General features: G+C 47.8%; 25 protein-coding genes. 14 read left to right on the top strand and 11 right to left on the bottom strand.

The window, feature by feature from the left end; genetic code table 11:
• The first annotated feature begins 330 nt into the window (after positions 1–330).
• On the top strand, positions 331–1,707 hold the full coding sequence (locus D0S45_06695; protein TIH17342.1) for a sodium:alanine symporter family protein: 1,377 nt from the start codon (positions 331–333) through the stop codon (positions 1,705–1,707).
• Positions 1,708–1,852: 145 nt separating this feature from the next.
• Here the strand turns inward: D0S45_06695 and D0S45_06690 are convergent, their stop codons facing one another.
• Positions 1,853–2,407, bottom strand: coding sequence for a TetR/AcrR family transcriptional regulator (locus tag D0S45_06690; protein ID TIH17341.1), 555 nt, complete (start codon positions 2,405–2,407; stop codon positions 1,853–1,855).
• 313 nt (positions 2,408–2,720) lie between these two features.
• Here D0S45_06690 and D0S45_06685 point away from each other — a divergent pair, with 313 nt between their 5' ends.
• Positions 2,721–2,912: a hypothetical protein gene (locus tag D0S45_06685; GenBank protein TIH17340.1), complete on the top strand. Its 192-nt coding sequence runs from the start codon at positions 2,721–2,723 to the stop codon at positions 2,910–2,912.
• Between the two features lie 188 nt (positions 2,913–3,100).
• Positions 3,101–3,997, top strand: a complete 897-nt coding sequence (locus tag D0S45_06680) for a hypothetical protein (protein TIH17339.1) — start codon at positions 3,101–3,103, stop codon at positions 3,995–3,997.
• 10 nt (positions 3,998–4,007) lie between these two features.
• Here the strand turns inward: D0S45_06680 and D0S45_06675 are convergent, their stop codons facing one another.
• Together D0S45_06675 and D0S45_06670 are read right to left on the bottom strand one after the other, a co-directional pair.
• Positions 4,008–4,763, bottom strand: a complete 756-nt coding sequence (locus tag D0S45_06675) for an ABC transporter substrate-binding protein (protein TIH17338.1) — start codon at positions 4,761–4,763, stop codon at positions 4,008–4,010.
• Between the two features lie 163 nt (positions 4,764–4,926).
• A complete protein-coding gene (locus D0S45_06670) occupies positions 4,927–5,586 on the bottom strand; it encodes a CBS domain-containing protein (protein TIH17337.1) in 660 nt (219 codons plus the stop codon).
• Between the two features lie 355 nt (positions 5,587–5,941).
• Between D0S45_06670 and D0S45_06665 the strand changes: the two genes are divergently transcribed.
• The 7 genes from D0S45_06665 (at position 5,942) to D0S45_06635 (ending at position 11,618) form a co-directional block, all read left to right on the top strand.
• A complete protein-coding gene (locus tag D0S45_06665; protein ID TIH17336.1) occupies positions 5,942–6,292 on the top strand; it encodes a hydrogenase maturation nickel metallochaperone HypA in 351 nt (116 codons plus the stop codon).
• Positions 6,293–6,307: 15 nt separating this feature from the next.
• Positions 6,308–6,964, top strand: coding sequence for a hydrogenase accessory protein HypB (gene hypB / locus D0S45_06660; GenBank protein ID TIH17335.1), 657 nt, complete (start codon positions 6,308–6,310; stop codon positions 6,962–6,964).
• Between the two features lie 108 nt (positions 6,965–7,072).
• Positions 7,073–8,407: a PAS domain-containing protein gene (locus D0S45_06655; protein TIH17334.1), complete on the top strand. Its 1,335-nt coding sequence runs from the start codon at positions 7,073–7,075 to the stop codon at positions 8,405–8,407.
• Positions 8,408–8,539: 132 nt separating this feature from the next.
• Positions 8,540–9,010 (top strand): dinitrogenase iron-molybdenum cofactor biosynthesis protein, encoded by a 471-nt coding sequence (locus tag D0S45_06650; GenBank protein TIH17333.1) that lies wholly within the window; start codon positions 8,540–8,542, stop codon positions 9,008–9,010.
• 1 nt (position 9,011) lies between these two features.
• A complete protein-coding gene (locus tag D0S45_06645; protein ID TIH17332.1) occupies positions 9,012–9,371 on the top strand; it encodes a dinitrogenase iron-molybdenum cofactor biosynthesis protein in 360 nt (119 codons plus the stop codon).
• 194 nt (positions 9,372–9,565) lie between these two features.
• Positions 9,566–10,819, top strand: coding sequence for a chromosome partitioning protein ParA (locus D0S45_06640; protein TIH17331.1), 1,254 nt, complete (start codon positions 9,566–9,568; stop codon positions 10,817–10,819).
• A gap of 208 nt (positions 10,820–11,027) precedes the next feature.
• Positions 11,028–11,618 (top strand): flavodoxin family protein, encoded by a 591-nt coding sequence (locus D0S45_06635; GenBank protein ID TIH17330.1) that lies wholly within the window; start codon positions 11,028–11,030, stop codon positions 11,616–11,618.
• Positions 11,619–11,624: 6 nt separating this feature from the next.
• Here the strand turns inward: D0S45_06635 and D0S45_06630 are convergent, their stop codons facing one another.
• Positions 11,625–12,554, bottom strand: a complete 930-nt coding sequence (locus D0S45_06630; protein TIH17329.1) for a LysR family transcriptional regulator — start codon at positions 12,552–12,554, stop codon at positions 11,625–11,627.
• A gap of 66 nt (positions 12,555–12,620) precedes the next feature.
• Between D0S45_06630 and D0S45_06625 the strand changes: the two genes are divergently transcribed.
• Positions 12,621–13,139: an OsmC family peroxiredoxin gene (locus D0S45_06625; protein ID TIH17328.1), complete on the top strand. Its 519-nt coding sequence runs from the start codon at positions 12,621–12,623 to the stop codon at positions 13,137–13,139.
• A 60-nt stretch (positions 13,140–13,199) separates the two neighbouring features.
• Here the strand turns inward: D0S45_06625 and D0S45_06620 are convergent, their stop codons facing one another.
• The 6 genes from D0S45_06620 to rfaD all read right to left on the bottom strand — a co-directional run bounded on the left by D0S45_06620 (position 13,200) and on the right by rfaD (position 21,156).
• A complete protein-coding gene (locus D0S45_06620; protein ID TIH17327.1) occupies positions 13,200–14,348 on the bottom strand; it encodes an ABC transporter substrate-binding protein in 1,149 nt (382 codons plus the stop codon).
• Between the two features lie 74 nt (positions 14,349–14,422).
• Positions 14,423–14,611, bottom strand: coding sequence for a hypothetical protein (locus D0S45_06615; GenBank protein TIH17326.1), 189 nt, complete (start codon positions 14,609–14,611; stop codon positions 14,423–14,425).
• Positions 14,612–14,628: 17 nt separating this feature from the next.
• Complete coding sequence (alr, locus tag D0S45_06610; GenBank protein TIH17325.1) at positions 14,629–15,753, bottom strand: alanine racemase; 1,125 nt, start codon at positions 15,751–15,753, stop codon at positions 14,629–14,631.
• A gap of 29 nt (positions 15,754–15,782) precedes the next feature.
• On the bottom strand, positions 15,783–17,681 hold the full coding sequence (mutL, locus tag D0S45_06605; protein ID TIH17324.1) for a DNA mismatch repair endonuclease MutL: 1,899 nt from the start codon (positions 17,679–17,681) through the stop codon (positions 15,783–15,785).
• A 135-nt stretch (positions 17,682–17,816) separates the two neighbouring features.
• Positions 17,817–20,054 (bottom strand): LPS-assembly protein LptD, encoded by a 2,238-nt coding sequence (locus D0S45_06600; GenBank protein ID TIH17323.1) that lies wholly within the window; start codon positions 20,052–20,054, stop codon positions 17,817–17,819.
• A 124-nt stretch (positions 20,055–20,178) separates the two neighbouring features.
• Positions 20,179–21,156, bottom strand: a complete 978-nt coding sequence (rfaD, locus tag D0S45_06595; GenBank protein TIH17322.1) for an ADP-glyceromanno-heptose 6-epimerase — start codon at positions 21,154–21,156, stop codon at positions 20,179–20,181.
• Positions 21,157–21,610: 454 nt separating this feature from the next.
• Between rfaD and D0S45_06590 the strand changes: the two genes are divergently transcribed.
• The 3 genes from D0S45_06590 to D0S45_06580 all read left to right on the top strand — a co-directional run bounded on the left by D0S45_06590 (position 21,611) and on the right by D0S45_06580 (position 24,608).
• On the top strand, positions 21,611–22,930 hold the full coding sequence (locus D0S45_06590; GenBank protein TIH17321.1) for a serine dehydratase subunit alpha family protein: 1,320 nt from the start codon (positions 21,611–21,613) through the stop codon (positions 22,928–22,930).
• A gap of 115 nt (positions 22,931–23,045) precedes the next feature.
• Positions 23,046–24,119: an OmpA family protein gene (locus tag D0S45_06585; GenBank protein ID TIH17320.1), complete on the top strand. Its 1,074-nt coding sequence runs from the start codon at positions 23,046–23,048 to the stop codon at positions 24,117–24,119.
• Positions 24,120–24,188: 69 nt separating this feature from the next.
• On the top strand, positions 24,189–24,608 hold the full coding sequence (locus D0S45_06580) for a hypothetical protein (protein ID TIH17319.1): 420 nt from the start codon (positions 24,189–24,191) through the stop codon (positions 24,606–24,608).
• Between the two features lie 298 nt (positions 24,609–24,906).
• Here D0S45_06580 and D0S45_06575 read toward each other — a convergent pair whose 3' ends face one another.
• Entirely contained in the window at positions 24,907–26,910 is a 2,004-nt protein-coding gene (locus tag D0S45_06575; GenBank protein ID TIH17318.1) for a methyl-accepting chemotaxis protein, read from the bottom strand.
• Between the last annotated feature and the right edge of the window lie 5 nt (positions 26,911–26,915).

The following is a 26,915-nucleotide window of genomic DNA, read 5'->3' as shown; positions in this document are numbered from 1 at the left end:
CTATTTTTCACCAAAACGCAAGACTAAACATTATATTTTATATTTTAAGAAAGAATTCTTTTCTATACAAAACCACAACCCAACAATATAAAAACGCAGAGATCTACTGCAATTCATCACAAATAACATAGAGACTTAATGCAAAACCTTCATCGTTCCGCAGGAAAAGCACTCTTTTTTTGACGTAAAAAAAATTACGCAATAATTTTCTTGCCGATTCCTTCTGTTTTATGTACGTATCTCAGAACAATATTTTGCAAAGGGGTAATTCTGCGAACTTGTGCAATTATTTCGCAGAAATTTGGTGCTAAAAAAAACAAGGGATTACTTATGGATTTCATGACTTCACTGGACGCAATTGTAGGTAAGATCGGTGCATTCGCATGGGGACCGCCCATGCTGGTTCTTCTGGTCGGTACAGGCTTCTGGCTGACCCTCGCTCTGCGCGGTGTCCAGTTCACTAAACTTTTCTACGCATTGTACCTTGCACTCATCAAACGCAAGGAAGACACTGACGAACCCGGCGACATCACCCACTTTCAGGCCCTGATGACCGCCCTTTCCGCAACAGTCGGTACCGGTAACATTGCAGGTGTTGCTACCGCAGTAGCAATCGGTGGTCCCGGCGCACTGTTCTGGATGTGGATGACCGGTCTCGTAGGCATGGCAACCAAGTACGCGGAAGCCGTTCTTGCTGTTAAATACAGAGAAGTAGACGAAAACGGCGAAATGAGCGGTGGTCCCATGTACTACATTTCCAAGGGCCTGAACATGCCCTGGTTGGGAACTCTTTTCGCAATTTTCGCTTCCATCGCTGCTTTCGGTATCGGTAATATGGTTCAGTCCAACTCCGTTGCTGACGCTGTTGAAGCTACTTATGGGGTTTCCCCCTACATCACCGGCGGACTGCTGATGATCCTGACCGCTGCTGTTATCCTCGGCGGCATCAAGAAAATCGGTAAAGTAACCGGAACGCTCGTACCCATCATGATCGTTTTCTACATGGCCGGCGCAGCGTACATCATTCTTTCCAACATCGCAGAAGTACCCGCAGCTTTTGCTCTCATTTTTGACCAGGCTTTCAACCCCACTTCCGCAGTTGGCGGTTTCGCAGGTGCAACCGTAATGCTGGCTATCCGCATGGGTGTTGCCCGCGGTGTATTCTCTAACGAATCCGGTCTCGGTAGTGCTCCTATCGCTGCTGCTGCTGCACAGACCAAGGAACCTGTAACTCAGGCTCTGGTCTCCATGACCCAGACTTTCATCGATACTCTCGTTGTCTGCACCATGACCGGTCTGGTACTCATTCTCACCGGCGCATGGTCCAACGGAACCACCGGCGCAGAACTGACCACCATCGCATTTGCTCAGGGTATGACTGGCGGCGCACACATTGTCACCATCGGCCTGATCCTTTTCGCTTACTCCACCATCCTCGGCTGGTGCTACTACGGTGAAAAATCCATGGAATACCTGTTCGGCGTCAAGGCAGTACTGCCTTACCGCCTCGTATTCATTTGCTTCGTAGGTGTCGGTGCCATCGCCAAGCTCAGCTTCGTATGGAACCTTTCCGATACGTTTAACGGTCTCATGGCGATCCCCAACCTCATCGGTCTGCTCATGCTGACCCCGGTTGTTGTATCTGAAACCAAGAAGTACTTCGCCAAGCAGGACAAGAAAATAGCCGCACAGACTGAATCCAAATAGTCTGACGCTAACACACGGTTAACCAAAATCCCCTGCCTGAATTTCGGGCAGGGGATTTATTTTTGGCAAACAATCTTTCAGGAAAGACAATAAAAAAAGGCTGCCCGGTTAAGGACAGCCTTTAAAAATCATATCTGAATGAAGCTTATTTGAGAATACTGCGACGGCAGAACTCAACAGCTTCAGCGCGAACATCCCTGCGGTCTGGCCAGTAAAGCTGCATTCTGGTCAAGCCGAAGATAATGGTCATTACCACGGTGGCGTTTTCTTCAACAGACACATCGTGAATAACTCCTTTCTTAATGCCGAGCTTGATGCAATCTTCAAGAATCAATTCAAGATTTTTGAGAAATACAGCCATCAACCTTTTAGATGAATCCAGCAATCCGTATGTTGAGAGCATAATCTTCATGTCGACATCATTCGCTTCAACAAAAGTGAAATACTCGGTCATGATCTCTTCCATAGTACATTCATCCCGGTCCAGCTTTTGCCGGATGGACTCAATGTAATAGGAAAACTGCACCTCAAGGGCATCCAGAATATGAAGCAGTATATCTTCCTTGCTTTCAAAATGTCTGTAGATGGTACCCTCAGAAATATTAGCCATTTTTGCCAGATTAGCGGTAGTGGCTTTGTGGAAACCCACCTCTGAAATCATTTCCTTGGCAGTTGCGAGGATGATATCCTTGGTTTTCATTATACGGTCTCCCTTGAGCGTCCAAACGCCCTTGTTCGATCATGTTAAAAATATTTTATAAGATTCTGTTGAATTACTAACACTCTTTCTAAACTGTATTAATTACCTCATGCAGAGGACAAGGTCAACCAGAGCTAATTGACAAAAACTGATAGACAACTTAGTTTGGATAGACAAATCCTATGAGGAGGAAGAAATGGTTGAAATTACCGAAGCTGCGCAAAAACAGCTTGAAAACTATTTTGCAGATAAAGACAGGACCCCTATCCGCATCTACCTTGCCACTGGTGGCTGAGCTGGCCCCAGGCTGGCATTGGCTCTGGATGAGTCAAAAGATAACGATGAAAGTTTTGAAGTGGAAGGTTTCACCTTCCTGCTTGATAAAGACCTTAACGAACAGGGCAGCCCTTTCCGGGTGGACCTCAGCTATACCGGCTTCGTGATTGATTCCAAGATCGAACTCGGTGCTGGCGAATGCGGTTCCTGCTCTGGAAGCTGCGGTTAATTCGCACCACAGGAAACGACATTAATCTTTTCCTGACCGCGTAACCTAACTGTCCAGCCATTTCAGGCTTTTAAGGCCGTCTCTTCGGAGGCGGTCTTTTTTATTGCCCAGTCTTAGCAATACTTGCTTTGCATGCGGGCCTTCCCTGTGTAAAATACGATACCTTGACTAAATAAGTGGAGTTTGATGTGAGGAAACGGGAAAAGATTCAGGGGATTTTTTCAGCAAAAACAAAATCTGTCATTGGCACAGGAACGACTAAGAAAAAAACAATACAAACCACATATTGGTACGCGGAAGAACAGGACAACGGAGTCCTGCAAGTTCAAGCCCTCAATACTAATTACATCCCAACCGGACCGCAGGCCGCAGTGGAGATGGAAATGTTTTTGAGCTCGTACCACCCCGAACCGGAAATATATGTGGAAAAAGTCATTCCCAACACAAAGAAGCTGGAAAAATCTATCCAATTAGGTGAGAGCCACCGGGCCAACGGTGAGGGCTATAGTGCCGAATATGAATTCAACAAAGCCATGAGCCTTGATGAACTAAACGTGCGCGTCAATTTCGGACTGGGGCTGACCTATCTTGACCGGGGAGAAGCGGACAGAGCGGATAACATTTTCAAAAGGCTGATCTGCCTCGATGGCAGCTATGAGCCACAGCACAAGCACTTGTTCAATGAATTCGGTATATCCCTGCGTAAAAATGGAATGCTCCAGCAGGCCCTTGAATATTACCTGAAAGCAGAAAAGCTCGTTGAAAAAGACGAAAACCTGCACCTGAACATTGCCCGGGCCCACTTTGAGCTTGGTGATCTAAAACCCTGCCTTGAGCACCTCCGGCAGGCATTACGCCTGAACAAAAAGCTGGAAGAAGCATGCCTCTTTCTAAATTTCCTCAAAGGCAAAGGTTTTATAAAGGAATGCACTCTGGATCAGGTTATTGAAAAATCAGCTGACGACAAAAAGGTTCTGGATTCCCTGCTGAAAAACAGCCTTGACTCTGAAAATAGCCAGCCAAAAAAGAAATCGGCAACAGAAGCTGTCACCGATTTTGAAATTGAAGGTCTAAAACTATTGTAGCTTAGAAAAGTTACTTCTTGCACCTCTCAATCCACTTATCCTGAATCTGTCCAATCGTGCCTCGCTCTTTTAATACCTTAAAAGCATCCTGCCAGCTACGGACCTTTTCTGGATCAGTCTTTTTTGAAAGAGCGAGATAAAGCTTCACATTATGAAAAATAAGGATCGGGACCGCCCTTTTGCGCAATTCTTCATTGGAATCAAGAAAGCCCGGCACGCCAATATTTGATGTAGCCACCAGCTCAACCCTGCCCCGCAGAAGCTTTTTGAAATTAGCTTCCTGAGTGTCCATAACTTCAAGATTTGTGAATCCCTGGCTCTTCAAAAACTGCGCCCGAGCATCATTGCGGTACACCCCTATACCGGAAACTTTTTTTGCGTCCTCAATACTCTTTACTTTATCCGTCATGCCCTTCAAGCCATAGAAGACCCATTTATAACAGGCAATAGGCCCTACCCAGTGAAACATGTCCTCGCGTTCAACGGTTCTTGCTGTTGAAAAGAGCAACACATCAGGCTGATTAAGAAGATATCTATATCCTCGCGCCCAAGGCATCACCTCGATGGGCGTGTCGCAGCCGAGTTCTTTTTTTATAGCTTCGACAATTTCAACCCCAAACCCGGTAATCCGGCCATTGTCAAGAATTGTCGAAGGATGGCTGATCTCGGTAATTATCCTCACTCCGCAATCCTTCGCCATCCCGGAACCTACCGGAAGCAAGAGGCTTAAAATTACCGTCAAAAACAGCAAATAACGTTTCACCATAAAAGGCCCACCTTTTCCTTCATTTGAACTGCACAACAAACAGTCTTAATACTTTACCCCGATTAACTCATAAAAACAACAGAACTAAAAAAAGCCGAAAGCAGGGCAACCCCGCTTTCGGCTTCATCCAATTCGGCATATTGCCGAAAAATTTCGGCTAAATCTATTTAGTGGCCCATTCAGCCATGAAATCTTCAGGACCGACCACCTTGTAACCGCGTTCCTGAAGTGCAGCCACTATAAGAGATGCATCTTCTGTATCCACACGAACAACGACCATCCTGCGGTTGTTGTGATGAAAAAGTCCGGTACTGATGATATTATATTTCATATTAGAAATAATTCCGGCAACTTCGTAGAGCACGCCGGTACGTTCCTCAACATCAACGACGATACGGGTACCGCCTTGCTTGAGCCCCATTTCCTCGACCAGCAGTTCCAGCATCTTGTTACGGTTGATGTAACCGATGAGCTTCTTGTTCTCATCAACAACCGCAAGCCCGGAAAGATTCATTTCAAACATGAGATCGGCGGCAGCTTCAATCTCAGTTTCCGGGGGAATCATGGTTATATTCTTGCGCACCACTTCACGCACAGTAATTTTGCTCAGCAAATAGCTAAGTTCATGTTTATCAAGAGAATTGATAACTGAAGGCAAAGCCGCACGGACATCCTCCTTGGTGACATAACCCACGAGGTCTTCCCCGTCTTTCACAAGAAGCATCCACAACTGATTGTCTTCCAGGATTTTGTCCGCTTCCTTGACCAGAGTATCCGGGGTTACGGTCACAAAGTCCTTAAGCATTTTCAGTCCCACATACATCTGCATGTCCTCCAGAGTCCGGAGAGTGTCCGGTGCGTAAAAAAGTTTAATTATTCAGGGAAACAAATAAATAAAATCCGACCACATAAATGCAGCCGAATCCCCCATTGATATGTCCCCGTGAAATGCCGCCGGACATGGCGACAAGATAAAGCACCCCATTCACATACCCAAGCTTTCAAGCACTTGCAAGACATGCCCGCATCTGCACGCGTTTTTTATTTTATCACAAGATCAATAAATAGCAGTCCATCATTCGCTTAAAGCAGACTATTCTTCACCGTGCTACGAAGTTAATCAATTTATGCGCTAAAGCACCTTGCCCCTGATAATTTTTTGAGTTAGTCCAAATTCCATGCACGAAATGTCAATAGCGCAAAGTATACTTGCAATCATTGAAGAGGAAATGGAAAAGCAACCCGGCGCCACCCTCAAGAAAATTGTGGTTGGTAACGGCGCGCTTGCGGGAATAGTCTCAGATGCTCTCACTTTCGGCTGGGAAGCGGTTACCATAGGGACATCCCTTCAAGGCTCTGTTCTTGAAGTAAATGAAATCCCCATCAAAGTCCGCTGCGGCGAATGCAAACATGAATTTTTACCCGAAGACAAATTATACATGGCCTGCCCAAAATGCGGTCTGGAAATAGGTCATGAAGTACTTCAGGGCAAGGAATTGCAAATCGAAAGCATTGAGATTGACGATTAACTTAAGGAGTTAGAAATGGGTGAGATCCCTGTGGTACGCAACATTCTGGAAGCAAACGACAGAATTGCCGAAGAATTGAACCAGTTTTTCAAAGAGAAGAATATTCTCTGCCTCAACCTGATGAGTTCCCCCGGGTCCGGTAAAACCAGCCTGCTGGAAAAGACCCTTGCAGACCTCAAAGGTGAATTCAAGATGGCGGTCATCGAAGGTGATCTCCAGACCGACAACGACGCTCGCCGCGTTGCCGCCACCGGGGCACAAGCCGTTCAGATTAATACTGAAGGCGGATGCCACCTCAACTCCAGCCAGGTAAAGGAAGCACTTTCCCTTATCGACATCGAGGGACTCGATATTCTTTTCGTGGAAAACGTGGGCAACCTTGTATGTCCCGCTGAATTCAATGTCGGCGAAGACCACAAGATTACCCTGCTGACCGTGACTGAGGGCGACGACAAACCTGAAAAATATCCCCTCATGTTCCACATTTCCTCTGTGATGATCCTGAACAAAATCGACCTCCTGCCCTACGTGGACTTCGATCTTGAAAAGGCCAAGCAGCATGCACGCAAGCTGAACGCAGACATCGATCTGTTCCCCCTGTCCTGCCGCACCCGCGAAGGACTGGAAGCATGGTACGAATGGCTCCGCAAAGCCCGCGAAGAAAAAAAATAATTTTGTCTCCGACGGCTGGGGAAGGTAAACTTTTATAAAAGTTTACCTTCCCCAGACCCCATCCCTTCAAAACCTTTTATTAGGCTTCGCCCTTTAAATGGAAGTTTCATGAAGTTTCCCAGCAACCTACCGTGTTCGGCTGTGCTCGACTCTTTAGCAGACGGGGTATTTACGGTAGACCGGGACTGGAACATAACTTTCTTCAATGAAGCGGCCAGCCGGATCACCGGAATCCCTGCGAAAGAAGCTGTGGGTTCCAAATGCTGGGACGTCTTCCACTCCAGCCTCTGCGACGGCGACTGCGCCCTGCGGTCCTGCATGAAAGATTGCGGCCGCATCTCCAATAAATCCATATTTTTCATCCACGCTGACGGACGCAAAGTCCCGGTATCCATCAGTGCTGCGCCTCTTGTTGATGCTGAGGGCAAACTCATTGGCGGAGTTGAAAGCTTCCGCGACCTTACTGACATCCAGATGATCCGCCGCGAAGTTGAAGAATCATGGCGCTTTGAAGATATCATCGGCAAAAGTGCTCAGCTTGGAAAAGTATTTTCTATCCTACCGCAAGTCAGCAAAAGCGAAGCCACGGTATTGCTGCTGGGTGAATCCGGTACAGGTAAAGAACTTTTTGCCCGCGCCATCCACAACCTCAGTGAACGCAAACATGGTCCTTTTGTGGCTGTAAACTGCGGCGCACTGCCCGACAATCTGCTTGAATCAGAACTTTTCGGTTACAAAGCCGGAGCCTTTACCGATGCCCGCAAAGATAAAGCCGGACGGTTTGAACTTGCCGCAGGCGGAACCATTTTCCTTGATGAGATAGGAGATATGCCCGCCAAGTTACAGGTCAAACTGCTTCGTGTTTTACAGGAAAAAACTTTTGAACCGCTGGGTGCTGTGCAAAGTGTAAAGACCAATGTACGTATTGTAGCCGCTACAAATAAAAATCTGGCGGAACTGGTGGAAGAAGGAAACTTCCGGCAGGACCTGTACTACCGCCTGAATGTGGTCACCCTCAATCTACCCGCACTCAAAGAGCGTGTTGAAGACATCCCACTTCTGATCAACCATTTCGTAAACAGGCTCAACGCCCTGCAAGGCAAAGAGATCGACGGTATTTCTGAAGATACCCTGCACATCCTCATGCGACACCCCTTTCCCGGTAATGTGCGGGAACTGGAAAATATTCTTGAATTCGCATTTATCCTCTGCCCATCGGGCTTCATTCAGGTGGAGCATCTGCCTGAATACTTACAGCCCCAAGCCAAAGACACCGCTCCCCATGAAGATACCCCCCTGACCATGGATGAGATTAAATGCATTGCCGTACGCCGCGCCCTTGAACGTAACAACGGCAAGAAAATGGCAACCTGTCGCGAACTTTGTATTTCCAAAGACACCCTGCGCCGCACCATCGCCCGCTGCGAAAACATAGACGCATAATTAGCCCACGTTCTTTGCTCTTTGGCTAAATATGCGCCAAAAGCAATCATCAGCAAGCTCCCCTCAAGCGCCTAACTACCTGCAATATAACAGATTCATTTCTATGGCACAGACTATGCCTTATAGCTGTCCATGAGAGGAAACGAAGGACGCAATAACCATTCAATGCTGCTTTGTTTGGCCTGTTATGAAGACAGGCTGGCCTCTGTATTTGACAATGCCCCGGACCTGAAATTGTTCCGGGTGGAAGACAATAAAATTTGCCCCGCAGGTTACCTATCCCTTCCCTCAAAAGACCCAAAGGACAGGACATCCGCCATTATGACCTGCGGGGCAACATTTTTAATATGTGGTGCAATCTGCGGTTGCACCATGAATGAACTGGAACAGGCCGGAATAAGGGTTCTTCCGTGGATCAGGGGGATGATCGACGAAGTACTCTCGGCCTATCAACAGAACTGTCTGGAAAATCTTGTAATGCCCGGTTGCCGAGGCAGAGGCAGATGTGGACAGGGGAACAGAGGCTTCAGGGCCAGAAAAACTACTCAGGAAGCAATGCATCCTGACGGACCGACCCTGAACTCAGTGCAAAGGAGTAAATAATATGAAAATCGCCATCAGCTGTCAGGGCAACGATCTCAACGGTAATATCGACCCTCGCTTCGGTCGCGCTAAAGGCTTTCTGGTCTGCGATACCGATGCCGACACCCAAGAATACATCGATAACACCCAGAACCTGAATGCCGCTCAGGGAGCCGGGATTCAGTCTGCCCAGAACGTGGCTGCCACAGGTGCTACTGCTGTTATCACCGGTCATGTAGGCCCAAAAGCCTTCACTGCCCTTGATAAGGGGGCCATCAAGATCTATCTCATCGGCGGAGGGACTGTTGCCGAAGCCCTGGCTTCATTCAAAGACGGTAAGCTGGATGCTGCCGAAGACGCAGACAAACCGGGCCACTGGTAAAATTTTCTGCATCCTGTTCAGTCATGCCTCTTCTCCTCTCCCTTGCTCTGCGGGCATGACTGAACATTTCCAGCCATTGACAAGTCAGGTTCACGTCTTAGTTTACCATGAAATGTCTACTGTAACAGATTGAAAAAATCTGTTTTTTTTATAATGACAACCCCCTCTGCCAGTGAGGGGCAGGAGATTGATATATGAGCGATCACGCATGCGGAAGCTGCTCTTCCTCCGGTTCAGGATGCTCTTCTCAGGGCTGTGAGCCCGAAGACATGAAACTGAAAAAAACCCTTTCCAGAATCAAACATAAAATCGTGGTGATTTCCGGTAAAGGCGGCGTAGGTAAAAGTACTGTGGCAACCAACATCGCTGTTGCCCTTTCCCTTGCCGGTAAACAGGTTGGCCTGCTTGACGTGGACGTTCATGGCCCCAGTGTTCCCCGGTTGCTCAGCCTTGAAGACCAAAAGCCTCACATCGGCCATGAAATAATCGAGCCTATCTCCTGGTCCAGCAATCTCTGGGTTATGTCCCTCGGCTTCATGCTGCCCAGCAAAGATGATCCGGTCATCTGGCGCGGTCCGGTGAAAATCGGTCTGATCAAACAGTTCGTACAGGATGTTGCCTGGAACGATCTTGATTTTCTCGTTGTCGACTGCCCTCCCGGAACCGGCGACGAACCCCTTTCCGCATTGCAGACCCTTGGTCAGGATGCCCATGCTGTTATCGTAACCACCCCGCAGGGCGTGGCTGTTGACGATGTGCGCCGTTCCGTAAACTTCTGCAAACAGGTCGGCAACCCCGTTCTCGGTATTGTTGAAAACATGAGCGGTTTCGTCTGCCCTGATTGTGGCAATGTACATAATATTTTCAACACCGGCGGCGGTGAAGACCTTGCCAAGGAAACCGGTGTAACTTTCCTCGGACGTATTCCCCTTGACCCTGAAGTGGGACGTTCCGGCGATGAAGGCTACCCCATCATCCGTACCGATCACGAAAGCGCAACAGGTCAGGCTCTGAATACCATCATCAAGCCCATGCTCAATCTCACCGAGACTTTGCAGGAGAACAATGAGATGCCTAAACCTGAAGAATTTGAAGTCAAAAACGGCATGATGAGAATTGCAGTTCCCGTTGCAGCAGGCAAACTCTGCATGCACTTCGGCCATTGCGAACAATTCGCTCTCATGGATGTTGATGTTGCCTCCAAAGGCATTGTAGCCACCAACATGGAAACTCCCCCGCCCCACGAACCCGGCGTACTTCCCAAATGGATCGCCGAGCAGGGCGTACAGCTGGTACTGGCAGGCGGCATGGGTTCACGTGCACAGTCCCTGTTCACTGACGCCGGCGTAAAAGTCATTGTCGGTTCCCCGGCTGAAGCTCCTGAAAACGTAGTTTCCAACTACCTCGCAGGTACCCTCCAGACCGGATCAAATACCTGCGACCACTAGTCCCCTTCCCCCTGATCAACAGAATTGATTGGGGTGTAGAATAAATTTATATTTATTCTACGGGTGGACCACTAAAAGCTATAAGTACATCTACCGTACATATCTCGACCGAAACAGCCTGTGGGAATCCCGCAGGCTGTTTTGCATTTTCAGTCGTGACATGCAAAGGTAACACCTTCTTAATTCATATTTCACCGAGGAAAAACAAATGATCTTAGGCATTGAAGGCAGTCCCCGCAAAAAAGGCAATTCCCACAAAATGTTGCAGGCAATTCTTGGCGGAGCATCTAAGCAGGGAATTCTTGGCACCGAAGTACATCTTAGAGACCTCAAATATGATCCCTGCGTGGGCTGCGAAATCTGCCGCAAAGAAAAAGCATGCCGTCGCTTTGAAGACGACATGACTGATCTTTATCCTAAAATTGAGGAATCAAAGGGGCTGGTTCTCATATCCCCGGTCCATAACTATAATGTAACCGCGTGGATGAAGGCGTTCATCGATCGTTTGTACTGCTACTACAATTTTGAGGACACCCGCCCCCGGGCATGGTCCAGCAGGTTGGCCGGACAGGGACGCAAAGCTGTAATCGGGGCCATTGCCGAACAGTCAGACAAAAAGGATATGGGCTTTACCATTGAAGCCATGCGCCTGCCCCTTGAGGCTCTGGGCTATGAAATAGTGGAAGAACTTCCGGTACTGCGACTCTTTGACCGGGGCATCATCGCTGAGCATCAGGAAATCATGGACCGGGCACACAAGGCTGGCGTCAAGCTGGCAGAGGCCGTAACAAAAGGATAATTTATCCTACAGTATTTCCTCAAACATTTCGGCAAAGGCTGCCAGCTCTTCAGAAACCAGCTTATCTTTATGCCAGATACGCAATATCCCTACTTCAGCAAAAACATCCGAGGAAGGGACAGATATACATCTTTCATCCAAGTCCCCCGCAACTCCGGCGGGAACAACAGCTATGCCGAGATTTAAGTCTACACATCTCTTCAGTGTCTCCATGCTGCTGCATTCAATTATTGAGCAATAGCCGGAACTGTCATCAATACTTTTTTGTAGCTGCATCCTGTAACTACAATCATGGGTCGGAACAAAAAGCCGCTCCCCTTTCAAATCATCTACAGTAAGTGACTTACGCCCAGCCAAATGATGCTTCTTACATAGACCATACACTAATTTCTGAGAACCAATCAACTTCGTGTCCAGATGCTTTTCAGGCAGACTGTCAGCCAACAGGAAAGCAATATCTGTTAGTCCTGCATGAATCTCCGCCTCCAATTCGGAATATGCACAATTGGCAAAGCTGAATTGTACATACGGAAACGCCCCCCAATACTGTTCCAATACCTTCGGCAAATGAAATGAAGCTAGACTCTGAGGAATTCTAACCGTCAGAGAACAACTCTTATCCCCGGTCGCTCCCACTCTGTGTCTGGCTTCTTCACGCATAAGTAGCATCTTCTTAGCCAGTGGAAGCAAGACTTCCCCCTCTGAGGTCAGGGCAATCCTTCGACCCAATCTTTCAAAAAGCTTCACCCCCACATCATCCTCCAAATTACGGATCTGAGCGGATACGGTCGATTGCGTGCAATGCAGTTCTTGGGCAGCAGCACGGAAACTCATAAGACGGGCAACAGTTCGGAAAGTTTTTAGCTGTCTGAAATCCATAGGTACTGTTCGTTTTTTTCGATCAAAGAGACAAAATTTAGTCGTTAGACGCGGCATTTATGATCACTTATTAGTAAAAGCGACTCTGTTTACCGTCAACAACTAACTTTAGGAGCCTATTCTATGAACTATTTGTCTTTGATTTTAACCATGTTGATTTCATTAGTTTTATTCGCCAGCCCGGCTTTTGCCGATTCGGGATCAAAAAGTTCAATACATGAAATTAATGTAGAATTGGAAGAAACAGCCAAGCGCATTGTTTCAGGAAAAGTTCGAGGGCATACTCTTCTCGCTGACCAACCCCAAAACTGGGGAGGAAACAACATCGCGCCGACTCCACCTGAAAGCTTCGCATTTGCAGTGGGTGCCTGCGTTATTTCAACAACCCGGCTTATAGCGACACTAGAGAATAGGGACGTGAAAAATATCCGTGTAACGGTAAAAGGAGGTATAGATTTTGCCAAAGCCCTAGGAAAGAGCAGCAAAAACAGATCCGGTTATTCGGGGCTTGAAATTAAAATTTCATTTGAATCAACAATGACAACACCAGAAAAAGAAAAATTTATCCAGCGAGTAGTGGAACGTTGTCCCATGTGTGACAATGTTTCCGGTAAAACATCATTTATAGTGTCATTGAATTAAAAACCACAAAACAAACCTCCGGTAACATTTATGTCGCCGGAGGTTAAACAGACGCCACCCTTACTTCAGCTTAATAATATCCTGAACTTCGATGTGACCGTCGCGGAAAGTGGAGATAATCACGTCCTTATCCGGGTCGCCGTTGTTATTGTAATCGTAGTCGCCAGTTACCCCGTGAAAAGGCGGCATGTCCACCAAAGCATCATGAATGGACACAGGGTCGGTGGTCCCGGCGGTTTTGGTGGCGGCAAAAAGACTCATAACCGCATCATAAGTCAGAGCTTCAAGTTCACTGGGATCGACCCCGTTTTTCTTCTTATAGTCCTTTTCAAACGCAGCAGTACCCTTGATGGGTAAGCCCGGAATCCAGTGATCTGTGTAGTAGCTATTTTTGAAAAGTGAATTGCGTTGCAACTCAATGGGGTCCCATGAATCGCCGCCCATGAGGATGCCTTTAAACCCGAGCTTACGGGCCTGAGCAACCTGTAGCTGTACCTTCTTGGTATTATTAGGCAGAAAAAGGATTTCTGCCCCGGAATCAATTATCTCCTTCAGCTGGGTGGTATATTTGCGCTGCCCGGCAACATAGTTTTGAAAGGCCACAACCCGGCCTCCACCTTTCACATAGTCTTCCTTGAAAAAACGAGCCAGCTCCGCGCTGTACGGACTGGAGGAAGCAAAAAGAACCCCAACATCCTTCTGCCCCAGATCATTTTTTGCAAACAGTGCCAGGGCTTCGCCCTGCACGGTATTAGTGTAGGAAACGCGAAAGGAATATTTAAAATATGTAAGCTTGTTGGTTCCGGCAACGGGAGTGATAAATGGAACTTTGTGCTCTTCACAAACTTTTGCCACGGCCAGAGCCACTTTACTCCCGGCAGCGCCAACAATGGCGGAAACTTTATCCTTCTCAATCAATCGAGAGGCAGCCTTGGCGGCTATTTCGGGGTCCCCGTTGCTGTCCGCAGGAAAGAGTTTTACCCGATATTGCTGCCCGCTTAGTTCCAATCCACCGGACTTGTTGACCTTGTCTGCACCGTAACGGGCGGCTGTAATGATGTAATTCCCTTTTCTGAACAATTCACCGCTGGTAACTGCCACAACCCCGACCTTAAACTCCCCGGATTTTTTTTTATCCGAACACCCTGCGCAAAAACAAAGGATGAGGGCAAAGACGAGCGGAATCAAAGTGAACCTGTACATTTTCATGGAACTCTCCACCATTATTGTTACGGCAGATTAAAAAACAAAAGGCGGCCCGAAGACCGCCTTTTACTACGCAGCTAGATACCAGCCATGCAGTTGTAAAGTTCTTCGCTCACTTCGATGCGGACGATGCCGTCTTCGATGTAAACGCGAATGTTGTTTTCAGGAATCAAAGCCATATCCATGGCCACTTCAACCCATTTACTCCTAAGCTCTGCCGGATCAACATCCTTAAGCGGATGACTCTCTGCTACTTTCCAAGACATGCTATATCTCCCGTTTTCTATTTTTTATATGTCCTCGGATTCATCCCCAGAAGACAAAAAATTTCATAAGTGATGGTCTGCCACCATCCTGCCAATTCCTCAGCACTGATGCGCCCCTCGCCTTCCCCGCCCAGCAAATAGGCTGTGTCGCCGAATTTTACGCCGTCAATGTGGCTGATATCTACAATGCAAAGTTGCATGCAGACCCGGCCCAAAATATTCGCCCGCTTACCATGAATGCAGACCTGTCCGGCATTGGAAAGTCCCCGGCTGTATCCGTCGGCATACCCGGCGCAGACAATGGCAACAGTCATGTCCCGTTCTGCGGTATAAGTACAACCGTAGCTGATGGCCTGCCCTTTTTTAAGTTCCCGCACAGCCGCAATCCTGGTACGAACCTGCATGACCGGCTTAAGCTCGCGCCCGAACTCACTCCACTCAGTACCAAGCAGAGGATTAGATCCGTAAAGCGCGATCCCGCCGCGCTGGGCAGAATAATGGACCTGATCATGAACCAAAATCCCGGCGGAATTCGCAAGCGACGCTTCCAGTTCGTACCCGGCCTCGGAAAGCTGTTTCAAAATTTTTGAAAAAGTCTCTGCCTGAACGGACATGTATCCCTCGTAAGCCGGATCATCAGAAGTAGCAAGGTGCGAGCTTGCCAGAACCGGACGCACTTCAGGGTTAGTTCTCAACCATTCAACCAGCTTATCGAGTTCATGAACGCCGAAACCGAGCCGAGACATGCCGGTATCAAATTTCAGGCTGATCTCGACTTTACGTCCCTGCGCTGAAACAACTCCGGCCAACATTTCAAGCTGCTCAAATTCACCGATAAAAGGAATTATCCCGTTCTGTGTAACATTGAAACAGTCTTCTTCATTAAGCGGCCCAAGCAGGGAAATTATGCGCTTGGAACAACCGCTTTTGCGCAGTTGCAGACCTTCACCCACAGTACCTACGGCTAAGGTATCGGCCCCCTCTTCCTCAAGGGCACGGGCGACTTCAATCAGACCGTGTCCATAAGCGTCCGCCTTGACCACACCATAAACCCTGCTCCCTTTTTCGCAGAGCAAACGATAATTATGGCGGATAGCGTTTAAATCAACTTCAACTTCAAGTGCATTATATCCGATCGTCATTGGAGATCTCCGGTTGAGATTGAGACTGACTATTTGCGTTTGAAAAGCTTCTCCATTTCCAGCGCGGACCAGCTGACCAAAACGGGTCTGCCATGGGGGCAGTACTCACGCTGCGGGCATTTGACCCACGCTCCCAGCAGGGAAAGGGCCTCATCCACAGCCAACGGCAAATTAGCCTTTATGGCTGATTTGCAGGAAAGCATGATCCAGAGATCATCAAGAGTCTTGGCTTGTCCGTCCACGGCTGCTTTTAAGTACTCCCTTGCTTCACCGGTTTCAAGTGCCGGAGGAATTCCACGCATGGAAAGAGTCTGCCCGGATTCAAGTTCAAGCATGAATCCGGCAGCCTGCAAATCCTCCCACATTTCCTGTACCCGCTGCACCTCACTGGGATGCAGGACCAGATCAATGGGCAGGGCCAGCGGACGGGATTCACCGCGAGTGCGCAGTGATTTCATATTCTCGTAAATAACCCGTTCGTGGGCCGCGTGCTGGTCCAGTAACCCAAGAGAACCGTTGGGAAGCTTGAGAACCAAATAGGTATCGGCAACCTGTCCGAGATATTCAATACGTGATCCGGGCACGTAAACCGGCCCCGCCATCAGAGATGCGTGTTGTCCCGTTTCCGGTTCAGCCCCCCGGACTTGTTGCGCGGAGTAATCCATGTGCTGTTCGTGAACCATGTCCGGGTCCGGGCGATGTTCAGTTGCAGGGGGAGAAGTAAAATTTGTTTTGGAAAAACTTGGAGTCACTCCCGGCTCATCATCCATAGCTGTAAAATCGGTATTTTTAAACTCATTCCAGCTGGAAAATTTGGCCGTAGGTTCGATGGGCAAAGAGACACTTTCCGATAACTTTTGTCCCTGCGCAGCTGGGCGGACCGGGATTTCAGACTGTCTTTCAAAATCACTGTCCCCGTCTACAATGCCAAGCTCATAACGGGATAAAGCCTGCCCTATGCCATTACGAATGATGCTGAAAACAGAGCTTTCCTCCTGAAAACGGACTTCCATCTTGGCCGGATGCACGTTCACATCCACCAGTTCCGGGGGGAGCTCAAGAAAAAGAACAGCCTGCGGGTATTCACGAGAAATCAACCTACCCTTATAGGCCCCGCGGATGGCACTGAGCAGCAACTTGTCCTGTACTGGACGGCCGTTAACGAACATGACAATTCGGTCACCACGCCCCTGAGCCAGACCCGGAATTCCCGCGCAGCCGTGAACTTTCATTTCCCCGGCTTCGTGAGAAAATTCCAATAAGGATTCACAAATATTGCGTGGCCAAAAAACGGCCAGACGTTCGGGCAGGGTTTGTCCGGCAGGAAGTCTGAACTGTTCTCGCCCATTGGAAGTAAATGAGAATCCGGCATCCACGTTGGCAAGAGCAACCTTAAAGAGGACCTGATTGCAACGCCGGGCCTCGGTATTCTCGGTTTTCAGAAATTTCAGCCGAGCCGGGACATTAAAGAAAAGGTCGCGCACTTCAACGGAAGTCCCGCCGGGAATGGCAGCCGGGCCTTCCTCCACAACATCGCCCCCTTCCACATCAAGAAACCAGCCTTCATCTGCACCATTACGGCAGGAACTCATCTTGAAGCGTGAGACGGAGGCAATGCTTGGCAAAGCCTCGCCCCTGAAACCAAAACTGGTTATGGAGGTCAGATCATCTACATTGGAAATCTTGCTGGTGGCATGACGAGTAACAGCCAGCTTCAATTCATCAGCAGCGACGCCGCGCCCGTTATCTTTAACAGCGATAAAGCCCTGTCCCCCACGTTCGACAACAACATCAACCTGCGTGCTGCCCGCATCAATGGAGTTTTCAACCAGTTCCTTGACCACGCTGGAAGGCCGCTCAACAACTTCACCTGCTGCAATCTGGTTGCGCAAGGAAGCCGGAAGGACATGAATTTCAGGAGTACTCATAGTTATATATCTGTGTGGTATAATTATTTATTGCAATGTTTATTTTCTAATTGTTCATCAAACTTACAATAAGCAAGGCCCCCCGTCTACATCACTGTAGCCGAGGGGCCCGATACGATTTATTTTTACAAAAAACTAAAACATGCCTGTGTCGAAAAGGTTAAAGTTAACGCTGTAACGCTCATCAACAGTAGTCTTGGAAGCAACAAATTCCATGAAGAAACACTGGTGGTTCCAGCCGACAGAAGCGGTCTTTTCAAGATCACGATCAGAATTAAGATCGGAACGGAACTTACCGCCCACCTGAAGGTTCCAAGGCAGTTTGGCCTTCATTCCGTAACTCACAATCTGCATATCGGAATCCTGCTGCCTTTTATATTCATCGATCTTGCGCAGGTAATCATACCCCAGAGAGAACTCAGCATATTCATCATAAAAGAGCTTGAGGATATTTTCATGCTCAGTGACATCACCCAAATAAGGGGAGACCCATGTGCGGGAGGTCAGATTCACAAAATTATACGGAGTAACGATAAACTCGGCCATGAAATCGGAAAAAGGACGCCGCTCATACTGGCTAAGTTCGACAGAACGGTTCTCTTCATCAATGTCATATCCTTGTTCAAGGCGGACACGCAGAAATTCAAGATAGTCAGCTTCGAGCACGGGATTGCCGTCATCGCCCATAACAACTGTTGCGCGATTGCGGTCAAAAACGTTGGTCAGTGAGAAAACAATATCATTCTGCTCAGAAATACGGTCCCGGGAATCAAAGTAAGGCAGTTTGGCCTGCGAAGCGGAATCGTCCTGAACCCATGAATATTCCAATCGGGGAATAAAATTATGTTTCATGCGGGTCCAACCGGATTTACCAATATTCTCTTTGCTGACGACCGGAGCGGATTCCAAATCAAAGACACGGTAAAAATCTGTAGCTGCGCTCATTCCGGCATCGGCAAGGATACGGGTCTGACTGCTGTCACGGCTGACTTCAGTACTTGCATTCTGGAAAGAACTTACAAGATAGTTCGTAGCCCTGACTCCGGCATGGGGAATAAAAGTAATCCCGCCAAGACGTACCGGCATGCTGAAAGACGGTTTGATATCAAAACGTCCACCGGTGGTGCCGTATTCACGCCAGAAGTAGTTGGCCTGAAATTCGCCTTCCCATTCAATGGGGGTCCCAAAAAAGTTGTTCTTAAATGCGTATGCGGAAAGCTCGGGCAACCTCTGTAAAGTCGGGTCCTTAGTGGAAGGATTGTTCCCGTTACGATAAAGCAGATTCTCGGTGTACTCTGCCAAAGCTGACACCGAGTAATTATCCCAACTTCTGGCAACAAGGGCTGTACTTGTTCTTTTATTTGAGTCAGCAGTTGCTATGTCACGCCCGAATTCATCAAGAAATTCATTACGGGTAGCTTCATAACCATTGGAACCGGAACGGAATTCACGCAGGTAATCCTGGTCAGAGACAAGGTCCATATCAAAAATGGTCTGCCAATCAGGATTTCCAAGATATCCGTTATATTTTGATCTGATCCACCAACGGTTCTGGTTGGGACGGATCATATTATCACTGAAAGAATAGCTTGCGGCATTGGGGTCGTCGTAACTCTTGCTATCAAACAACCAGTCCGCACGCCACGATCCTTTACTGTTTACATCTTCAGAATGGCGAAATTCCACCCCGGGTCTAGCTCCGCGCTTGCTTAGGTATTCCGGGTAAAAGGTCATGTCCATTTCGTCATTGATGGCCCAGTAGATCGGCAAGTTGATCCTATTACCAAGACGGTTGGAGTTACCTATTTCAGGATTGAGCACACCGGACTGGCGTTCACGCTGCACCGGAAGTTCCATGTAGGGGGTATACGCAACCGGGACACCCTTTACTTTGAATTTGGAATGCCAAAGCCTTGCGTAACCATTGATAGTGATATCACCCTCACCGGACTCAAAAGACCAGAGCGGATTTTCACCGTCACAGGCGGTAACCTTAACATCCTTGAAGCTGTAAGTGGCACCGTTGTGCTTTTCAATGAACTCACTTTCAAAGTAAACATGGGGATTAGCAACAAAAACGCGGCCCTTTTTCAGCCAACCGACCATGTTGTTAAGGTCAAATTCAGCCTCGGCCGCGTCGTAAAAATCGCCCTTTATCTGCGCTTTTACATTGCCGCGCAGATAAATCCATTTAGTAGCCTGATAAAAACGGGCAAAGTCCGCTTTAATATAGTTGTCCCCGCTGCGCAGGGTTACATCGCCGTAAGCCTGAAGGTATTCACTGTCGTTTTCCACAACAAGCTTGTCTGCGGAAAACTTCCATTGCTCACCCTTCTGCTCCACACCCTTACTGTCAGTCATGGGCACGGTCATCTGCTCCTGCGCAAAAGACGCGCACGGCAGACAAAGGAGAAGTAAAACTACAAATATGGCGAACCTAGATTTCAAAACAACCTGCCCTTTAATATTCAACTATTCCGGTTGCCCGGATCAACAACTAGCTCTTGAGATAAGAATCTTCCTGAGCCAGGTAATTCTGTACATAATCTTTAGCCGCATCTTCCAACGAAGTGAACGGTTTGTCATAACCGGCAGCCACCAGCTTGCTCATATTTGCCTGAGTAAAATACTGGTACTTGTCGCGGATGGTTTCCGGCATCTCGATATAGCTGATGTTCGGATCCACATCCATAGCCGCGAAAACAGATTTCGCCAGTTCATTCCATTCACGGGCCTGTCCGGTTCCGATATTGAAAATACCGTTTTTATCCGGGTTCTGTAAAAACCACCACATTACATCCACGCAATCTTTGATGTAGACAAAGTCGCGTTTCTGGCCGCCGTGGGGGAATTCCGGCTTGTAAGACTTGAACAGTTTCATCTCCCCGGTTTCACCGATCTGGTGAAAAGCCTTGCAGATAACACTTTTCATGTCGTCTTTATGATATTCGTTTGGACCGAATACATTGAAAAATTTAAGACTTACCAACTTGTCCAGAACGCCGCCGCGTTTGGCCCAAAGGTCAAAAAGCTGCTTGGAGTAGCCATACATGTTCATGGGCTGGAGCTGATCAATACCCGCATGGTCGTCATCAAAACCAAAACGACCATCGCCGTAAGTTGCGGCGCTGGAGGCATTGATGAACCGGACATCATGATTAAGGCAGAAACGGCAGAGCATCTGAGTGTAGCGGTAGTTGTTTTCCATGAGGAAATCCGCATCCTGCTCTGTGGTGGAGGAGCAAGCCCCCATGTGAATTACGGCATCAGTTTCAAAGGGGTCATCACCCTCGAGAATAAGCTTATAAAACTGATTCCTATGGACATAATCCTCGTAACGAAGATTGACCAGATTTTTCCATTTATCCGTTTTGGCAAGGTTGTCGACGATCAAGATATCGTCGATTCCCATCTGGTTCAACTTCCAGACCATGGCACTGCCGATGAACCCGGCTCCGCCTGTCACAATATACATATATAGTTTCTCCAGCTATTTTAAGCAGATATAAAAACCTATTAAGACTATCACATAATATAAGTTGCCGGATGTTACTTATTTTTCTGACACTTTTCAACTACAATTAAGTAAAAAGAACTGGTTTACACAAAAAAACAAGCAAAAACATTTCTTCTACATTGATTCATCTTCAAAGAACACTTTTTTAAAATAAAAAAGCGAAGAGAGATAAAGAATGTTTGTTGTAAACAACAAAAGAAATGCCATTTTAACATTCAACTCTTCTACCGACACCAACTTCACCGTTAAAAATACATTTTTTAATCTTGCTTCGCTCCATCTTAATGGTATATTTATTTAAAGAAACAATTTATTATGATTTTTTCTAGACTTTATTTACAATCGCTGTTTACCTGTCCGAACAAACCAGCAACCTAACATCAAGTCAACATTTTAAAAGATAGAGATGGTCATGAAATATTCAGTTAAAGAAATCTTACACCTTGAAGTCTCACCGGCACTAGGCTGCACCGAGCCGGTAGCCATTGCCCTTGCCACCGCAGCAGCAGCTTCAGTTATGCCGGACACAAGACCTGACAAAATCGAAGTCTGGGTTGACCCGAATATTTATAAAAACGGACTTGCCGTCATCATCCCCGGCACTGGCGGAATAAACGGGCTGGACACAGCTGCCGCGCTGGGAGCCCTTTACGGCGATCCCTCGCTTGGTCTTGAAGTACTTGAACCTCTGGACGAACCGAGCACTAAAGAAGCATGCAAATACAAGAAAGAAAACCCCGTCACAGTAAACCTGCTTGAAGACAGGCACGGCATCTACGTCCGTGCCCTGCTCACTTTCGGTTCAAGCTTAGTTGAAACAATCATTGAAGGGGTTCACGACAACATAATTTCTCTGACTCTTAACGGTGAATCGGTCAAGGACTCTACTCTGGTCAAAAAGAAACAGGCTCAAAAAGCTGATGTTTCCAAACTTGAAGACTACATCAAAACCCTGTCCCTTGATGATCTCGTAGATATGATCGACGATCTTGACGAACAGGATTTCGACTTTCTCAAGGAAGGGATCACCTACAACATGCGTCTTGCCGACTACGGACTCAAGCATGGCTCAGGGTTGGGCGTAGGTGCAACATTCGAAAAGCTGGCCCGCATGAAAATTCTAAGCAGAGATATGATACTCGCCGCCCGCATTGTCACATCAGCCGCATCTGATGCCCGTATGGGCGGAATCAAGCTCCCGGCCATGAGTTCAGGAGGATCAGGAAACCACGGACTGACTGCTATCCTGCCAATTTATGCGGTGAGTGAGTTTGTGGACTGCACTGAAAAAATCATGCTTGAAGCCATTGCCCTCAGCCATCTCGTTACTGCTTACGTAAAGGCTCAGACCGGCCGCCTTTCTGCTGTCTGCGGCTGCTCAGTTGCTGCCGGAGCAGGAGCCACCGCTGGAATCACATACCTCATGGGCGGCACGACTAAACACATGGCCGGAGCCATCACTAACCTGACTGAAGATCTTGCCGGAATCATCTGTGATGGAGCTAAATCAGGCTGTGCCCTAAAACTGGCAACAGCAGCCGGAACCGCTGTGCAAGCCGCACTTTTTGCCGTCCACGGCGTCAATGTTCACTCCACGGACGGCATTATTGGCTCCTCACCCGAGCAAACCATGCAAAACATCGGCACACTCAGCACTCAAGGCATGATAGATACAGACCGAACCATCCTGAAAATAATGCTTGAAAAACATTTCGCCGGAGCTGAAAATTAAAAAGAAGCATAAAAATAACACAAAACTATTGATTAAGGTCCGCCAATACCTTAATTTTGAGAGAGTTAAAAATACCACTAATAACCGTTAACCTACTTACCGGAGGACTTTCATAATGCTGAACAGAAAAATTTTGTCAATCCTGACCGTTGCTATAGCCGTTCTTCTGGCTTTCGGCTCCATGGCCCTTGCAGAATCACGTATCGTTCTTAAACCCAAAGTAGATGCATTTGCCTACTTCGTCGACACTTCCCCCTCCATGTCACAGGCATACGGTTCCACCGGAAATCCAAAAATTATTGCCGGGCTCAATGCTTTAAAGAGACTCAACAACGTTGTTCCTGAACTGGGATACGATTCAGCTCTCTACGCAATGCCCGACTTTGCAACCTATTCTCCCAAATCTATGTTCACCAGATCCGCCATGGCAAGAGGGATCGCCGCTGTACCCAGCGACCTGCCTTTCTTCCAGTCCACCCCCATGGGTGAAGGCTTTAAAGATCTTGATCGCGTACTCAATAACTGGGACGGTAAGTTTGCAGTTGTTTTCGTATCTGATGGCTTGACCAACGCCGGACGCAACCCTTCACTCGTTGTTTCCGACATGTCTAAAAAATACGGCGACCGTTTCTGCCTGCACGTTATCAGTGTAGCTGACACCGCGCGCGGCAAATCCAACCTGAAACGCCTTGCCAGCAAGACTCCCTGTGGTGTTTATGTTGACGCCACAGCCCTTGCCGACAAAGCAGTTCTCGATAAGTTCGCACAGGATGTTTTCTATACTCAGGAAGAAGAACTCATCGTTGAAGTCATTGAAGAAGTTGTAATCGCTCCTGTTGTTCCGGTTCAGGAAAAAATTGTTTTCCGTAACTTCAACTTCGGTTTCGACAAATACAAAATCACTGACGAAATGGTTCCTGCTCTGACTGAAGCAGCAACCCTTCTCGAAGAATTCCCCAACCTCAAAGTTCTGGTTGGCGGTCACACCGACTCCTCCGGTTCCGAAGCATACAACCAGGGGCTGTCCGAACGCAGAGCCAAGGCTGTTGCCGACTGGATGGCCGCAAACGGCGTTGCTTCCGAACGCTTGCAGGTCAAGGGTTATGGTGAAATGAATCCCAAGTATGACAACAAGACCAAAGAAGGCCGCAAGCTTAACCGCCGCGTTGAAATCGACGTAGAAGACTAGAAGCCTTAGAAGTAATTAAAAGGGTGGAAGGATCAATCCTTCCACCCTTTTCGCAATTTGGAGTACCCGATGAAACTTGCCCGCAAGATTTTAACATCTTTTTTTATCTGCTTGCTGCTTTGCTCGGCGGCATACGGATCCCAGCCCGGTTCCAAGCAGGAGCTGGACACCTTCAAAAATTTTGCCATCGGCTGGGTGGTCAAGCTCAACAAAAGTCACATCAAAGGCTTCAGCCGTATGGAACTAGTCCTCCAGAAGGACGGAAGTTATCTCGCGCGCTATCACTCCATATCGCCGGATACCATCTCATGCCGAGTAAAAAGAACCAGTGCCAAACGCAAAGGGCTAGTCGGGCTGCTCAAGTACATAGAGACCATCTACGAAAGTACAGGCAAAACCCCTCAAGAAGCACGAGCCAACAAATTCAGGCCAGTTAAAAATATCCGTATTACAGAAATTTTCAGCAACTCCGGCAAAGGCTGGCGTTAGACAGATGCCTCCGGCGGCTGGGGAAGGGAAAACTCTTGCAAGAGTTTTCCCTTCCCCAGACCCCATCCCTTTCAGAACCTTTCAGTATGCTTCGCATCTAGCGTATCTAAACGCGCTTAAAAGTTAAGAACGCATCATCATGAATGATTTTGCGATCATAATTTTGTACGAATTTCCAAGCTAAACAACGAAGCCTTTATAAAAGGGCTCTGGTCCCCGAAGGTCCGCGGATGCATAGACAAAGCCCCTCTCGCAAATTTGCGGGAGGGGCTTTGTAGTACTTTGTAATAATTCAGTCTTACTTGAACCTTTCCACCAACTTGCTCAACTTCTCAGCCATGTCGGCCACTTCCATAATATTGGAGTTGGCATTCTGAATACCATCAGAAAGAGCCAATGATAGATTGTTGATCTCGGTGACGCTGTTGTTAATCTCATCACTGGTGGCTGTCTGTTGTTCTGCTGCTGTGGCAATGGCCCGGACCATATCAGCGATGGATTCGGATTCATTGACGATTTGCCCAAGAACTCCACCAGCTCCTTCAGCCATCTGCACAGTATTTTCAACCCTGCCACGCACTCCGTTCATCTCGCCAACGACCTTGTCAGTGGATTGCTGGATGAGGGAGATAGCACTCTCAACCTCATTGGTCGCACCCATGGTCTTCTCAGCAAGCTTGCGGACTTCGTCAGCAACCACAGCGAATCCACGTCCTGCTTCACCGGCACGTGCAGCTTCAATGGCAGCGTTCAAGGCCAACAAGTTGGTCTGGTCGGCAATATCGTTAATTACAGACATGACCTCACCGATATTAATAGCCCGCTCCGAAAGGTCAGCAAGCATATCGGAAAGTTTGTCCGTAGTTTCGGTTACAATATGAATCTCTGAAACAGTATTGCTGACCACCTCTCCGCCATCACGAGCCACGGAATTGGCCCTGTCGGAAGCTTCAGCTGTTTCACCGGTATTCTGGGCAACTTCAAGTACCGTCGCATTCATTTCTTCCATGGCAGTGGCAACCTGACTGGTCTGCATGGCCGTGGTATCAACTCCCGCAGTAAGTTCATTCATCTGCTGCGAAAGCTCAGTGGTATACGAAAGCAAGGACTTGGATACTTCAGTGACTTCATTGGCCACTTCAAGCAAGGACTTCTGCTGCTGCTCAATATGCTTACGGCTGGCTTCCTCTTCAGTAAGGTCAACCATTACCGCAATAGCACCGACAGTTTCCTCTTCTGCATTCAGCAACGGACAAACCTGATAGCGCAACGGAAACTCAACTCCGTCCTCCCTGTTGAAGCGCAGCAAACCTTCAGGGCATTTTCCGGTAGCAATGGCGTCTGCGGCCAGAGACTTACCGTCAACTTTGAAAAAATTCCCGATATCTGTTCCAAGAAGATTTTCTTCAGATCTACCGATAATATCCCGCATGGGACTGTTGGCAAAATCAATTTTACCCTCGCCGTCAGTTACAATCATGGGCACGGTAATACCGTTGAGTACCCCTCTGTTGTATACCAGCTGGTCTTTAATTTGACGGGCCATATCGCCGAGATTTTCACCGAGAGAACCAAGCTCATCGCTGCAATTTACTGCAAACTGAGCATCAAGATTACCCTGAGCAAAATCGCTGGTAGCGTTGGAAATAACCTTAATACGATCGACAATGGATCTGCGCATGAAGAACAGAAGCGCGCCGAGTAAAGTAATAAATCCACCAAAGGACAGCCCGGCACCTTTCAACTGAGATTCATGAAATCCTGCAAACTGCGGCGAAACATCCTGCACCATGACCAAGGTTCCGAGAACTGGCTGCCTACTGCCGTGGCAATGATAGCATGCTTTTTCGTTCTCAATTGTCTCCACCTCAACAAAGATTTCCTTACCGTCGAGTTCGGAAAGGATTCCGCTTTTAAGCGGAGTCTTAAGGCTACGCGCAACAAGGTCATTTATCCCTTCATCACGTATTCTGCTGTTAAGGTCGGCACGGATGTCCGAAGTATTGGTGGAGTAGGTAATATTACCCTTAAAGTTGGTTAGATAAATATCTACATCAGAATATTTTTCAGAAACAGTGGCAAACTTCGCTGTTGTGGCCCGGTTATCACCTTTTGCCATGGGTTCACGGATGGCCAGTTGCAGCATATCCGCTGTCTTGTAGGCATTTTTCTCTATCTCTTCCATCATGGTGGTGCGTTGCCAAAAAGAGTTGGCAAGAAAAAGACATATAAAAACAGTCGCTGTAAGCAGCGAAGTCAGAACCATGACCTTGTTACCTAAGGAGGTTTTTATAAATTTCATAGCGA

This window comes from Marinifilum sp. JC120, from assembly GCA_004923195.1.
Lineage (GTDB): Bacteria > Desulfobacterota > Desulfovibrionia > Desulfovibrionales > Desulfovibrionaceae > Maridesulfovibrio.
The sequence above is the reverse complement of the archived record's forward strand: the minus strand, read 5'-3'. Positions and strand labels throughout refer to the sequence as shown.

Coding starts and splice junctions, on each gene's coding strand:
- D0S45_06695 (TIH17342.1), top strand. CDS start 331: ATGGATTTCATGACTTCACTGGACGCAATTGTAGGTAAGATCGGTGCA.
- D0S45_06690 (TIH17341.1), bottom strand. CDS start 2,407: ATGAAAACCAAGGATATCATCCTCGCAACTGCCAAGGAAATGATTTCA.
- D0S45_06675 (TIH17338.1), bottom strand. CDS start 4,763: ATGGTGAAACGTTATTTGCTGTTTTTGACGGTAATTTTAAGCCTCTTG.
- D0S45_06670 (TIH17337.1), bottom strand. CDS start 5,586: ATGTATGTGGGACTGAAAATGCTTAAGGACTTTGTGACCGTAACCCCG.
- D0S45_06665 (TIH17336.1), top strand. CDS start 5,942: ATGCACGAAATGTCAATAGCGCAAAGTATACTTGCAATCATTGAAGAG.
- hypB (TIH17335.1), top strand. CDS start 6,308: ATGGGTGAGATCCCTGTGGTACGCAACATTCTGGAAGCAAACGACAGA.
- D0S45_06655 (TIH17334.1), top strand. CDS start 7,073: ATGAAGTTTCCCAGCAACCTACCGTGTTCGGCTGTGCTCGACTCTTTA.
- D0S45_06650 (TIH17333.1), top strand. CDS start 8,540: ATGAGAGGAAACGAAGGACGCAATAACCATTCAATGCTGCTTTGTTTG.
- D0S45_06645 (TIH17332.1), top strand. CDS start 9,012: ATGAAAATCGCCATCAGCTGTCAGGGCAACGATCTCAACGGTAATATC.
- D0S45_06640 (TIH17331.1), top strand. CDS start 9,566: ATGAGCGATCACGCATGCGGAAGCTGCTCTTCCTCCGGTTCAGGATGC.
- D0S45_06635 (TIH17330.1), top strand. CDS start 11,028: ATGATCTTAGGCATTGAAGGCAGTCCCCGCAAAAAAGGCAATTCCCAC.
- D0S45_06630 (TIH17329.1), bottom strand. CDS start 12,554: ATGCCGCGTCTAACGACTAAATTTTGTCTCTTTGATCGAAAAAAACGA.
- D0S45_06625 (TIH17328.1), top strand. CDS start 12,621: ATGAACTATTTGTCTTTGATTTTAACCATGTTGATTTCATTAGTTTTA.
- D0S45_06620 (TIH17327.1), bottom strand. CDS start 14,348: ATGAAAATGTACAGGTTCACTTTGATTCCGCTCGTCTTTGCCCTCATC.
- D0S45_06615 (TIH17326.1), bottom strand. CDS start 14,611: ATGTCTTGGAAAGTAGCAGAGAGTCATCCGCTTAAGGATGTTGATCCG.
- alr (TIH17325.1), bottom strand. CDS start 15,753: ATGACGATCGGATATAATGCACTTGAAGTTGAAGTTGATTTAAACGCT.
- mutL (TIH17324.1), bottom strand. CDS start 17,681: ATGAGTACTCCTGAAATTCATGTCCTTCCGGCTTCCTTGCGCAACCAG.
- D0S45_06600 (TIH17323.1), bottom strand. CDS start 20,054: ATGACCGTGCCCATGACTGACAGTAAGGGTGTGGAGCAGAAGGGTGAG.
- rfaD (TIH17322.1), bottom strand. CDS start 21,156: ATGTATATTGTGACAGGCGGAGCCGGGTTCATCGGCAGTGCCATGGTC.
- D0S45_06590 (TIH17321.1), top strand. CDS start 21,611: ATGAAATATTCAGTTAAAGAAATCTTACACCTTGAAGTCTCACCGGCA.
- D0S45_06585 (TIH17320.1), top strand. CDS start 23,046: ATGCTGAACAGAAAAATTTTGTCAATCCTGACCGTTGCTATAGCCGTT.
- D0S45_06580 (TIH17319.1), top strand. CDS start 24,189: ATGAAACTTGCCCGCAAGATTTTAACATCTTTTTTTATCTGCTTGCTG.
- D0S45_06575 (TIH17318.1), bottom strand. CDS start 26,910: ATGAAATTTATAAAAACCTCCTTAGGTAACAAGGTCATGGTTCTGACT.